The sequence below is a fragment of the Paenibacillus ottowii genome, from assembly GCF_050516475.1.
Lineage (GTDB): Bacteria > Bacillota > Bacilli > Paenibacillales > Paenibacillaceae > Paenibacillus > Paenibacillus ottowii.
On the sequence record NZ_CP191577.1, the window covers coordinates 2,249,962 to 2,261,446 of the forward strand.

Sequence of the window (11,485 nt, forward strand, 5' to 3'; positions counted from 1 at the left end):
TTGTTCTTTATTATATAGTTCACCTTATGTCGCCGCAAGGCATGTAGACATGCTATTGTAGTTAGATAATACACACAGGGAGGGAATCGAACCGATGGGGCAAACCGTTTTACTCTTGATTGATGTTCAGCAGGCTATGTTCATGTATGATGAGAAGCTATATCGTGAGCAGGAGGTTGTCGCACATTTGCAACAGCTTTTGACTCAAGCCAGAGCTGCCGGCACACCGGTAATTTTTGTGCAGCATACTGATGAAGTAGATGAGGATTTCCGGGAAAACAGTATAGGCTGGGCTATCGCCGACGTAGTGCGTCCTCTTCCTCATGAACGAATTGTCCGTAAATCATCCTGGGACAGCTTCTACCAGACTGAATTGGGTGATGTGCTCCAGGAATTGGGGGCAGATCAGTTGATTATTGCCGGGATGCAGACTGAATTTTGTCTCGACACGACTTGCCGAAACGCCTATAGTCTGGGATACCAGCACAACGTACTTGTATCAGATGCGCATAGTACATTTGATAGCAAGGCGCTGAGCGGCGAACAGATTGTAGCTCACCACAATGCAACGCTAGGGAATCGTTTTGCACGTTTGCTTGCGACAGCAGATGTACATTTTTCTTGAGTTTTTGAAGTTTATGCTCCAAGCCGATTGCTTTCAAGCAATCGGCTTCTTTTTTGTTCAAGAAAACTTTTTCATAGCTTGATTTGAAATTTCATATTTAACAGAAAATTCAATTTTTGATCACAACTTTCAGAAAAATAAAGTAATTAACAGAAAACGTTAGAATGGCCTAATTATTATGAATGATATGGCTCCATAAACATCTGTATTTAGATTTATGTAAAAATTTGAACATTGAGCAAAAACTGTATTAGAACTATGATAATTCTGGTTTTAATTTCCATCCAGGAAAGAAGGCGATCGGACCGTCATACTCACTGTCTAGACACCATGATATGCCCGCATGTAAATGTATCTTGCAGTCTCTGCGTTTCGTAGGTTAGAACCGGAAATTACAAATTGAAGTGCAGTCATGGATGTATTGTGTCCTCGAACACAGCGAAAGGAATGTGAGTTTTTATGAAAAAAGTAGCTATAGTAAGCCCGTTGAGAACAGCGGTCGGTTCGTTTAATAAAACCCTTGCGCCCTTGAGCGCTCCTGAACTGGGAGCAACCGTAATGACGGCATGCCTTCAGCAAAGTAAATTAGAGCCTTCTTTGATTGATCAAATTTTTATGGGAAATGTTCTTCAAGCAGGCAATGGTCAAAATCCTGCCAGACAGGCGGCACTAAAAGCAGGTATCCCCATTGATGTACCTGAATCAACGATAAACACGGTTTGCGGTTCAGGACTTCATGCCGTCGCGTTAGCTTACGATTCAATATTGGCGGAACAAGGAAACATCGTCATGGCTGGAGGCATGGAGAGCATGTCGAACGCCCCTTATTTGCTAAAAAATGCAAGAAACGGCTACAAGCTTGGCAACGGTGAATTGGTAGACTCCCTGGTGGCCGACGGCCTAACATGCCCAATCAACCATTACCATATGGGAATTACCGCAGAAAATGTTGCCGAAAAATATGGAATCTCAAGACTGGAGCAAGATTCATTCGCCTATGAAAGCCAGATAAAGGCTTCCGAAGCAAAAAACAACAAGTTTTTTGAAGAGCAAATTGTTCCGGTCATGATCAAAAACAAAAAAGAAACTACTTATTTCACAGAGGACGAACACATAAGAGAAAATACGACGAAAGAAAAACTTTCAAACTTAAAGCCTGCGTTTAAAGAGAACGGAACGGTTACTGCCGGAAATGCTTCGGGCATCAATGATGGTGCGGCGGCTATGTTAGTCGTGTCGGAAGACAAATGTAAGGAACATGCGTTAAAGCCGTTGGCCTATATCAAAGGTTACTCGCTTGTTGGTGTTGACCCTGCATATATGGGAATGGGACCGGTAAAAGCCATTTCGTCACTGCTGCAGAAACAGGGAATGTCGATTGATTCTATTGATCTTTTTGAAATCAATGAAGCGTTCGCTGCACAAGCACTAGCGGTGCAAAAAGAGCTTGGAGTTAGTCCAGAGAAGGTCAATGTCAATGGCGGCGCGATCGCAATCGGTCATCCTGTTGGTGCAAGCGGTGCTAGGGTATTGGTTACGTTAGTTCATGAAATGGTGCGCAGATCTTCACGTTATGGCGTAGTCTCGTTATGCATTGGAACGGGAATGGGAATAGCCATGCTGGTTGAAAATGCTCTCATTTAAAGTTTTCCAAGGTGACTTGTAAAAATACCTCTTATAAACGAAGGGAGATCGCTATGAATCAAAAAGATGTACTTTCACTCCAATCCATGCCTGCGGCCAGTGGTAGTTATGGACGCCCGCCATGCCGCTTCATCAACCGGGAATTCTTTATTATTACCTATGAATCCGATCCCGCTGCGATTAGACAGGCGGTCCCGGAACCCCTTCAGCCAGATGGAAGCAATACGGTCTCCTATGAATGGATCAAAATGCCCGATTCATCCGGTTTGGGAAGCTATGAGGAAAGCGGTATTGTCATTCCGTGTACTTATCAGGGAGAACCGTGTAATTTTGTTGCCCAAATGTATTTGGATAATGCACCTGCTATTCTGGGGGGACGTGAGATCTGGGGATTTCCGAAAAAATGGGCGAAACCTCGCCTGGTCGTTGAGGATACTGAGACGCTGACGGGTACCTTGCATTACAATAACGTCCTGGTAGCCATGGGAACCACCCCTTTCAAATATAACGTGCTTGATGAAAAGGAGACGGCTAAAGCTATCGCAAAAACGCAAGTTAATTTGAAATTAATTCCTGATGTAGACGGAACTCCTAAAATTGCTCAGCTAGTGGCATACAATATTGAAAATATTACCGTAAAAGGCGCCTGGTCAGGGCCTGCTAGATTAAGCTTGATCCCACATGTCAATGCTCCTGTGGCAGATTTGCCGGTTAAATCTTATATTGGCGGAAAACATTTTATTGCCGATTTAACACTTCCATATGGAAGAGTTCTCTACGATTATCTCCAATAAAGTTTGCTTTCCTAAAAAATAGATAAGGAGACGGAACCATGAATAAAAAGGTAAACTCCGCTGAAGAAGCAGTTCAGAAAATCAAAAACGGAGATACGGTGATGGTCGGAGGTTTTCTGCAAGGAGGCATTCCGGAAGAACTGGTGCGTTCGCTTGTCGACACCAATTCCGCTGACAATCTTACGATTATTTCCAATGATACAGGCACACCGGAATTATCTATTTATAGACTTGTGAAAAGTGGCAGAGTCAAACGGATTTTTGCATCCTATATCGGCTCCAATCCGGAAACGGGAAGACTCCTGATGACAAAAGAAGCTGAGGTTCAACTCTTCCCGCAAGGAACGCTTGCTGAAAAAATACGTGCAGGTGGAGCCGGTTTGGGTGGTTTTTTAACCCCTGTAGGTGTAGGCACCATTGTAGAGGAAGGAAAAAAGAAGATCAAAATTGACGAAAGAGAATATTTGCTCGAACTGCCGCTGAAAGCCGATGTGGCGCTCATCAGAGCCCATAAAGCTGATGAAGCGGGGAACCTTGTCATCAACGGCACTTCACGCAATTTCAATTTGGTTATGGCCACCGCAGCCGAGTATGTAATTGCGCAGACCGACGAATACGTAAAGGCCGGGGAAATTGACCCCAATCATATCAACGTTCCTGGAATATTTGTCGATGCGATTGTAAAGGTGGGTGAAGACAATGAATAACAGAGAATTGATTATTAGAAGAATAGCCCAGGAATTCAAAGATGGCGAAGTGGTCAACCTTGGCATTGGATTGCCTACAATGGCAGTGGACTACATCCCTGAAAACGTTAATATTATGCTGCAGGCGGAGAACGGGATCGTCGGCGTTGGACCCAAAGCGGCCCCGGGAAAAGAAAGAGTCGATTGTATCGATTCAGGCGGAAACTATGTTACAACCGTGAAAGGAGCCTGTTTTCTAGACAGTGCGCTTTCATTCTCCATTATACGTGGAGGGCATGTGGATGTTACTGTTTTGGGTGCCCTGGAGGTCGATGAAAAAGGCAACCTGGCTAACTGGATGATCCCAGGGAAAAAGGTGCCTGGCATGGGCGGAGCAATGGATTTGGTGGTTGGAGCCAAGAGAGTGATTGTAGCCATGGAGCATGTGAACAAAAATGGGGCGCCAAAAATACTAAAACAATGCAAGCTGCCCCTCACCGCTGTAAATGTTGTAAAGACCATCGTAACTGAAAAGGCTGTCATTGATGTTATTCCGGGTAAAGGGCTCATGCTCAAGGAAATTGCTCCAGGTTTGTCGGTGGAAGATGTTCAAAAGGCAACAGAGGCTGAACTGATCGTTTCACCACATTTGAAGACCATGGCAGTGTAAAAGATGTAGACATGGAACACCATCTCCACCTTTCAAATTAACTTGTCTGGCGTTTAACTTGTCTTTCCATCTTCAGATCGCGTTTAGGATATAAATAAGGTTCGCTAATTGCTCATTGAGCAATTGCGAGCCTTTTTAGTTTGGTATCCCTCTCCTACTGCTCTTCTAATCGATCTACACGAACAGTTTGTGTATCGCCGGGTCTGCTGCCAATCTGTACCGTTGCCATACCATTCGCTTCATCTACATGCTCAATCCAAATCGGTTTACCATCCAATTGGACGGCAATCGTGTCGGATGAATCATAAATGGCTTTTGCTCGTTCCACGTTCATCTGTTTTCCTCCTGGCTGCTTGTTTTTGTACAACATATTTAGAAATATTGTGACCTAATCTTCATCTATAATCCGTTCAACATCTAATGAAGGAAAGCTATCAGAAGGCGAGGTTGAAACTACAGCCTCCATGTCTACATGAGCCACAGCTACAGGAAAAGGCGGCTGTGTTCCATGTGAAAGGGCAAACTCGGGCGGCAATGCATCCTGTTCGCCTCCAGCAGGCCCTCGAAAGGCAATGTGACTTTGACCCACACGATGACTAATCTGCCGAGGATAGAGTTTTCTAGGCATCCATTGTGTACCTCCTTTGAATCGGATATGGCTTAACATTCACCAAAAAAGCCGAAACCATGCGCAAATCAAAGCAATTTCGCAGCCTTCATTTGCCCCTCATACAATCTTTTGTACGAAGCATACTAAGTGAAAAATGAAAAATGCGGATTAAAAAAGGAGGACTGGCGGTATGCATACGGTCTGGAAAGGCGCGATCAGCTTCGGGCTGGTTCATGTGCCAGTTAAAATGTTTTCAGCTACTGAAGACAAGGACATTTCCATGCGTTATATTCACAAGGAGTGTGGAAGCCCACTCAGCTATGTACGAAAGTGCCCTGTTTGTGATAAGGAAGTTGAATGGGAGGAAATTGGAAAAGGATACGAATATGAAAAGGGAAAATTTGTCATGTTTGACAAGGAGGAACTGGAGCAAGTTAGCGGACAAGCCGATAAAAATATCGTGATTTTGGATTTTGTGGATTTACAGGAAATTGATCCGATCTACTTTCAGAAAACGTATTATCTGTCCCCGGACCAGGCTGGCTCCAATGCGTATAAGCTGCTCATGAATGCTATGAAGGATACCGGAAAAATCGGGATTGCGCAAATCTCCATTCGTTCGAAAAGCAGCCTGGCCGCCATTCGCGTACTGGATGAATGCTTGGCGGTGGAAACTATGTTTTACCCGGACGAAATTCGTCCCATTGCACAAGTTCCCAACTTGCCCGGACAGGAGGAGGTTAAAGAAAAGGAGCTGACCATGGCAAAAATGCTGATTGAGCAGCTGTCTACCCCTTTTGATGCAGCAAAGTATACGGATCAGTACCGCGAGCGACTGCTGGATCTTATCCAGCATAAAGTAGCTGGAGAAGAGGTGCGCATTGCCCCAACACAGCCTCAAACGAATGTGGTAGATTTGATGGCTGCCCTCCAAGCCAGTATCGAAGCAGTAAAGCCAGTCGTTACCGACCCCGGTCCTGGTGCGAAAAAACGCGCTGCGCGTAAGCCAGCTGCCGTGACAGCACAGCAGGCTGTCGCAGGCGACGACGTCTCTCCAGCTCCAGTCAAAAAGAGAAGAAGCCCTGCTAAACGTAAAGAAACTTGAGCTTACAGAAAAGTCTGACTAAGGGGCGGCGCTGACAGTGCTTTGGTACGAAAGCAGCTGACTGAACGCCCCCCGTTCCTCTTCTACCAGTTGGTGGTAGTTCCCCTGCTGAATGATCTCGCCTTGATCCAGGACAACAATTTGATCCGCATGTCTGATCGTTGACAGACGGTGAGCGATCACGATCAACGTCATCTGACCTTTCATCCGTTCCAATGCTGCCTGAATTGCGGCTTCATGCTCACCATCCAGCGCACTTGTTGCTTCATCCAAGATGAGTACAGGAGGATGATGCAAGATAGCCCGCGCAAGGACCAGCCGTTGACGCTCTCCCCCGGACAGACGAATCCCGCGATCACCAATAACTGTGTCCAGCCCTTCTGGCAGTCTGGATACAAAGTGGTCTGCGGCTGCAAAATGTAACGCCTCCCATAGCTGCTGTTCAGTAGCATCCTTATCGGCCAGCTTTAAATTTTCGCGGACGGTCGCATGGAACAGAAATGGGTCTTGTGATACATAGCCAAAGGACTGTCGCCACAGCGGCAGCAATTCGTCGTCCAAAACATGCCCATCGATCTGAATCTGCCCCCTCGTTGGGCGTAAAAAACCCATCAGCACATCGACCATGGTGCTTTTACCTGCTCCTGATTTCCCAACAATGGCGGTCATTCCCCGGGCGGGTATAAACAAATTAATCTGACGCAGCGCAGGCTCTGCTGCACCCTCGTAGCAATAATCCAGACGAGTGCATTCTATTCCATTATGAAGAGACAAGGGTTGCCGCACAGATACAGATGCTAGCTGATGTTCCGATGAATCGAATTGAACGTGAGTCTCAGAGGAAGTAAGCCCAATCAACGAGGAATCTGAGAATGCTTCACATTCCCGTTGTACTTTAGTTACACTTTCAAAAGCAGAGACCATAGACATGATATATTCCAGGCTCGCTTGGATAAGGGCAAACCTGGGCCATAAGCGGGAAAATATAAGGATGAGCACAATCAGTTTTTCAGGTGTAACATGCAGCCACTGGAGCGACACAAATAGGACGCTAACGACAAAAATAGCTGCCGCTATGCGATGAAAAAACTGTGTGGTCGCGTTTTGCCGAACAAACTGAGTCGTATTATCCTCCATGCGCTGCGTCAGGGAGTGAAACCAGCGGATATTCGCCACTTCTAGCAGATTGCTTTTAATATCTTTCATCCCGTTCATATGATCCGTAATTCCGGCAAAATAAGCCTGTGACAGCTCAGTAGTACGATCACCTAATTGTTTGGCATTTCGGATGGAACGACGGAACACGACAAACAGCACCAATCCACTCAGAAACACCAGCCCGGTTAAAGAAGGGGATAACCAAAAAGCCAGCGCAATCTGGATTAGCGTAAACATGACGGCTGTGACCAGTTGAAGGAGCAAATTGGTTCCCTGACTGACGCGCGCCAACTCGGTCGTCATCACATGGCTAAAATCAGATTTGCGCTGACGCAAATAAAAAGCCCACTGCGCCTTCATAAAGGAAGTGTATACGTCTATGCGAAGGGAACGCATAAAACGCTGCTGAATCCGCGAGCTGAGAATGGACTGGTAACGCTGAAGCAAAGCCTGCCCTGTAAGCAGCACTACAAAAAGCAGTAACATCCCCGGCAACAGCCAGCTTTTAGGAATGTGCGGTAACAGATAATCAAACGTATCCGACAGAAATGGCATTTCGGAATGACCGCCGAATACGCCGATGGCCGCCAGCATCGGAACAAGCATATAAATGCCGACACTCTCCAGTAGGCTGACGATAATCATACATCCAATATTGAGAAATAACGCCCCGCCGTTCACGCCATACAGCTTGGTCATATATAATCGCATTTTAGTCATCATGTACACTCCTTATCAGATCAGTGCTTTGAAAATCTCCGCTTCAGCCAAAGAAATGGACGTAAAGGAATATACAAAAAATGTAGCTGGCGAGGCAGTGGAAAAACGACTGAATCCCTCGTAGAAGGAAACAAACGGCTGATGAAATACCATAATCTATGTCTCGGCTCCTTTAAGGAAAGCAAGTAAGCGCGGCTAACCGAAGTACCGCCCCCTGTAGGGGGGGTCTTCATCGGCTCGGTCAAAGCTACGCTGGGCAACAGCTCTGATCGAGCGAGTCTGTCTGTACCCGTCCCAGTGGCAACCGGGTACGGCGCGGGTACGCTGGACTGCATAAAGGCCAGCGCGCTCAGCGCAAGCCTGTGTGCCTGTCGGGTAGCCGATATTGGACGCATCGGCTCCGGGATCGGCGTACCCAGCAGCGCAGCGGCCAGCGCCCAAGCCTGCCCGCCCGCAGGCAGGCCTCCGTAACGGCGCAGCAGAGGAAGCAGCGCCCCCCAATCGACTGCGCGCACAGCAAGCCTGTCGATATCAACTAACCAGCGCAGCCTGAACCAGCCGTGACGCGCTCCGTGTGCGCTCAAGTATAAAAATTGATGCTGGCTGCCAAGCGTATACATACAGGACGTCGTCACCGTCCTGCACTCTACAGAAGTCGCTGATGCCATCCGACTGGCTTGTTCGCCTGCAGCTTTACTCATTTGCCGGCAGTCCCAAAGCTCGTCAAAGGAGGGCTCCCGCCCCCCATCCGGGTGAAGCCGCCAGTGCAACTCGACTTCGACTCTCTTTTGCAGCTGTAGGAAGGAGGCATGATGATCCTTCCACTTCCAGCTGCCAAGGACGCGCACTTCCCCGCTTTTGGACGCATATCCGGCTTCCATCATCCAATGCTCCGCCTCATCCATGTCATCCGGGGCGATGAGTAAATCGATGTCTTTAGAGGTACGCAGGGAAACATCTCCATACAATTGCTGCGCCAGAGCAGGCCCCTTTAGCATCAGGACACGGATTCCGTGAGCTGTGAGCAGCCTGGTCAGACGCTCTGCTTCTGCTTGAAGCTGGAGCATGCGCAGCGTGTTTCGTTGATATTGCCCCTGAAGGTATCGCAGCAATTCTGCGGGAATGAACGGATGATTTGACGTTTTTAGCTGGAGATACACCGTAGGCACCACGCGATGATGTTCTGTCAGACGCAGCAAGCGGGACCAATCCATCTCCTGTAACTGGGAAAGAGTCGCCGTATCCTGCCATAGGTTGACGTCTTTACGAAGTAGAGAGAGTAATAATGTTAATTCCTGATCCTCGTTCCAGTTAGCAAGTTCCCAAATAGACTTGGTGGCCATGGATTCTTCTCCTTTGACTCTTTGAACGTTCTTTGTTCTTTTGTATCGCACTAAAACAGAGAACTGCCTTTATCCGCTATCTTCGTATTTGTAGCTGTCACTGCGTGTCTTCCGAATATCCCCACCACGGTGAATTCTTTCATCTCTCGTTCTCCCGTAACATAGATCGGTCCGCTGCGTACCCATGCATGTGCTGCCAATCGGCCCGCAGCATTTTTAGCTGTGCCCAGATACAAGGTGCAGTCCAGTTTTCTGCGTCCCAGCAACGTCATAGCGGCTGCGGCTTGTACAAGACAGCTACTGCGCCAAGGAGTATAACGACTGGCCACATCCACCGCTTGTGAAATGTGACGGATATACTCCTCCTGCCCGTCCTCGCACTGCCAAGAGGTTTCTTCCATACAGATTCCCCAAGCCCCTGAGTAATCTCCAAAAGAACGGCGCTGGCGAAACCTCGCACATCCCAGCTCCAGCCAGGCTTCCGGCAACAATCTCCTGACCTTTGGAGGCAAGAGAAAAAGCCGTTGTATCCGCATGTCAGTCCGACTCCGGCAGGAGTCTCAACAATCCTTCCCGCTCCAATTCAGCTATAAAAGTATGTACCTGCTGCCTGCACTGTTCCTCGTCCACTTCATATTCATTTGTCAGGACAGTTACGATCTCTCCAAGTGAAGGACTGGATTCTGCCAGTTCCCAGATTCGTCCTCCTGTGAAGCCCAAATTATAATACTTTCCGGTATGAATACTTATCATTACTTTTTCCCCATCCATATCACTTACATAGACCTCTTCACCGTACGTGACGCGATAATGATCCTTAGCTGAATTCGTGGCTGCCATAACTCTGTTCCTCCTTATGAATGAGTTCAAGTACTCGCTGTACAACCTCGGACGCCGTGAAGAAGGAGCTGTCCCTCAGCAGCCGCCAGCCTTCCACCTTCTGAGCCATCCGGGCCGCTGTATCAAAATACCATTCACCCAAACCCATTCGCGGAATGATTACCCTACGATATGTATGCTGTAGCAATGTATGCAAGCACTCCAGTTTGTTCAAGGGCTGTTCCGTAACCATCACTGGCTCCCCTTCATGCATCAGCTCACCGTTTGATGAATCGTTCACAAGCTCGAATACGCCGCCTAGAGGAAGCGGATCATTATAAAATTCATTCACAGCAGGCACCGCATATTTATTGAACTCACCTGCAATCTTACGCAAATCTCGGTATTGTGGCATTGCAGGATTGCCGTCCGTTAGGGAAAGAACGTGCTCTTTATGTCGTACATGCTTCTCCTGTAGAGCCTCCAATTGAAGCAAGCTTTCCAGCCCCAGCTTTTGCTGCGGATATGCCGGATATACGATAGCTGCGGAAGCCGTAACATTTATAGCAATTACGTCATCACTAACCATCTGATAGCCTGCCTGTCTAAACGCAGCAGCCAGCGTCGATTTTCCCGCGCCGGATTCACCTACAAATGCGTAGACCCGGCCTCCGATGACGACCGCACTTCCATGAATAGGTAAAGTCCGTTTTTGCAGCAGTAGAACCCCCATACATGTACCCAGTATATACAACCGCACAGTGTCAGGATCAGCCCCGGGCAGCATACTTACCTCGATTTCCTTGCCTTCTCTGATCGCATAAATGGCCGTGCCCGGGATCTGGAACATAAAGCGTTCACCCTGCATTACAAAATTGGTCTGCTCCAGTTGCTCCCGCCATGCTGACAAATCAGCCTGTCGAATGACTACATCCTCTTTCACTCCCGGCTCTGCCGGGATGAGCTCAGGTAAAGTCAGCTCACTGGCAATCCTGAGCCCAAAGGCTGTATATCTCACCCGATGGATATGGGTACTCCTGTCATGCACGAAGGACCACTCCCCTGTTCTTATAATCCCGTCTTTATTTCTTTGGGTCCAACCTACCCCCAAAGAAATAAAGACGGCTCGTGATCATAAAGCTATTTGGCTCTCAGCCCAGCATGGCCCATGTATAATGCTATTAGCTAGGATTATACAAATCGGCATCGTGGTCTGACACCCAGTCAATCTGCTTCCAGCCTTTACCCGCCATAGTCTGGTTAATATCCAGCACCTCAATTGTCGGTTCCTGCCATTCCTTTTTACTCATC

General features: G+C 47.6%; 14 protein-coding genes. 6 read left to right on the forward strand and 8 right to left on the reverse strand.

The genetic code is table 11. The annotated features are described in order from the left end of the window. The first annotated feature begins 94 nt into the window (after window positions 1-94). From ACQQ6X_RS10790 to ACQQ6X_RS10810, 5 genes are all read left to right on the forward strand, one after another. Window positions 95-625 (forward strand): cysteine hydrolase family protein, encoded by a 531-nt coding sequence (locus tag ACQQ6X_RS10790; protein WP_305165313.1) that lies wholly within the window; start codon window positions 95-97, stop codon window positions 623-625. A gap of 459 nt (window positions 626-1,084) precedes the next feature. Continuing rightward, entirely contained in the window at window positions 1,085-2,269 is a 1,185-nt protein-coding gene (locus ACQQ6X_RS10795) for an acetyl-CoA C-acetyltransferase (RefSeq protein ID WP_305165314.1), read from the forward strand. A 53-nt stretch (window positions 2,270-2,322) separates the two neighbouring features. After that, window positions 2,323-3,063: an acetoacetate decarboxylase gene (locus ACQQ6X_RS10800; RefSeq protein ID WP_149035732.1), complete on the forward strand. Its 741-nt coding sequence runs from the start codon at window positions 2,323-2,325 to the stop codon at window positions 3,061-3,063. A gap of 38 nt (window positions 3,064-3,101) precedes the next feature. Next, window positions 3,102-3,770 carry a CoA transferase subunit A gene (locus ACQQ6X_RS10805; RefSeq protein ID WP_305165315.1) on the forward strand — a complete coding sequence of 223 codons (669 nt, stop codon included), beginning with the start codon at window positions 3,102-3,104 and terminating at the stop codon, window positions 3,768-3,770. After that, entirely contained in the window at window positions 3,763-4,419 is a 657-nt protein-coding gene (locus ACQQ6X_RS10810) for a 3-oxoacid CoA-transferase subunit B (RefSeq protein WP_063207847.1), read from the forward strand. The genes ACQQ6X_RS10805 and ACQQ6X_RS10810 overlap by 8 nt, the downstream gene beginning before the upstream one ends. 154 nt (window positions 4,420-4,573) lie before the next feature. On the opposite strand, the gene ACQQ6X_RS10815 is transcribed toward ACQQ6X_RS10810, so the two are convergent. Both ACQQ6X_RS10815 and ACQQ6X_RS10820 read right to left on the reverse strand, forming a co-directional pair. Beyond that, on the reverse strand, window positions 4,574-4,753 hold the full coding sequence (locus tag ACQQ6X_RS10815; RefSeq protein WP_063207844.1) for an H-type small acid-soluble spore protein: 180 nt from the start codon (window positions 4,751-4,753) through the stop codon (window positions 4,574-4,576). Window positions 4,754-4,807: 54 nt separating this feature from the next. Next, a complete protein-coding gene (locus ACQQ6X_RS10820) occupies window positions 4,808-5,047 on the reverse strand; it encodes a hypothetical protein (RefSeq protein WP_305165316.1) in 240 nt (79 codons plus the stop codon). A gap of 172 nt (window positions 5,048-5,219) precedes the next feature. Here ACQQ6X_RS10820 and ACQQ6X_RS10825 point away from each other — a divergent pair, with 172 nt between their 5' ends. Continuing rightward, window positions 5,220-6,134: a Ku protein gene (locus ACQQ6X_RS10825; protein WP_305165317.1), complete on the forward strand. Its 915-nt coding sequence runs from the start codon at window positions 5,220-5,222 to the stop codon at window positions 6,132-6,134. An 18-nt stretch (window positions 6,135-6,152) separates the two neighbouring features. Here ACQQ6X_RS10825 and ACQQ6X_RS10830 read toward each other — a convergent pair whose 3' ends face one another. The 6 genes from ACQQ6X_RS10830 to ACQQ6X_RS10855 all read right to left on the reverse strand — a co-directional run bounded on the left by ACQQ6X_RS10830 (window position 6,153) and on the right by ACQQ6X_RS10855 (window position 11,484). Continuing rightward, the gene (locus ACQQ6X_RS10830; protein WP_305165640.1) at window positions 6,153-8,012 is read right to left on the reverse strand and encodes an ABC transporter ATP-binding protein; all 1,860 of its coding nucleotides are present in this window, start codon (window positions 8,010-8,012) and stop codon (window positions 6,153-6,155) included. 20 nt (window positions 8,013-8,032) lie between these two features. Beyond that, entirely contained in the window at window positions 8,033-9,355 is a 1,323-nt protein-coding gene (locus ACQQ6X_RS10835) for a nucleotidyltransferase domain-containing protein (protein WP_430493580.1), read from the reverse strand. 50 nt (window positions 9,356-9,405) lie between these two features. Next, window positions 9,406-9,891: a lasso peptide biosynthesis B2 protein gene (locus ACQQ6X_RS10840; protein WP_305165319.1), complete on the reverse strand. Its 486-nt coding sequence runs from the start codon at window positions 9,889-9,891 to the stop codon at window positions 9,406-9,408. A 1-nt stretch (window position 9,892) separates the two neighbouring features. After that, window positions 9,893-10,195 (reverse strand): lasso peptide biosynthesis PqqD family chaperone, encoded by a 303-nt coding sequence (locus ACQQ6X_RS10845; protein ID WP_305165320.1) that lies wholly within the window; start codon window positions 10,193-10,195, stop codon window positions 9,893-9,895. Then, window positions 10,173-11,222, reverse strand: coding sequence for a dephospho-CoA kinase (locus tag ACQQ6X_RS10850; protein WP_305165321.1), 1,050 nt, complete (start codon window positions 11,220-11,222; stop codon window positions 10,173-10,175). Before ACQQ6X_RS10850 ends, ACQQ6X_RS10845 begins: the two co-directional genes overlap by 23 nt. Before the next feature lie 133 nt (window positions 11,223-11,355). Beyond that, window positions 11,356-11,484 carry a paeninodin family lasso peptide gene (locus ACQQ6X_RS10855; RefSeq protein WP_013369856.1) on the reverse strand — a complete coding sequence of 43 codons (129 nt, stop codon included), beginning with the start codon at window positions 11,482-11,484 and terminating at the stop codon, window positions 11,356-11,358. Window position 11,485 lies beyond the last annotated feature (1 nt).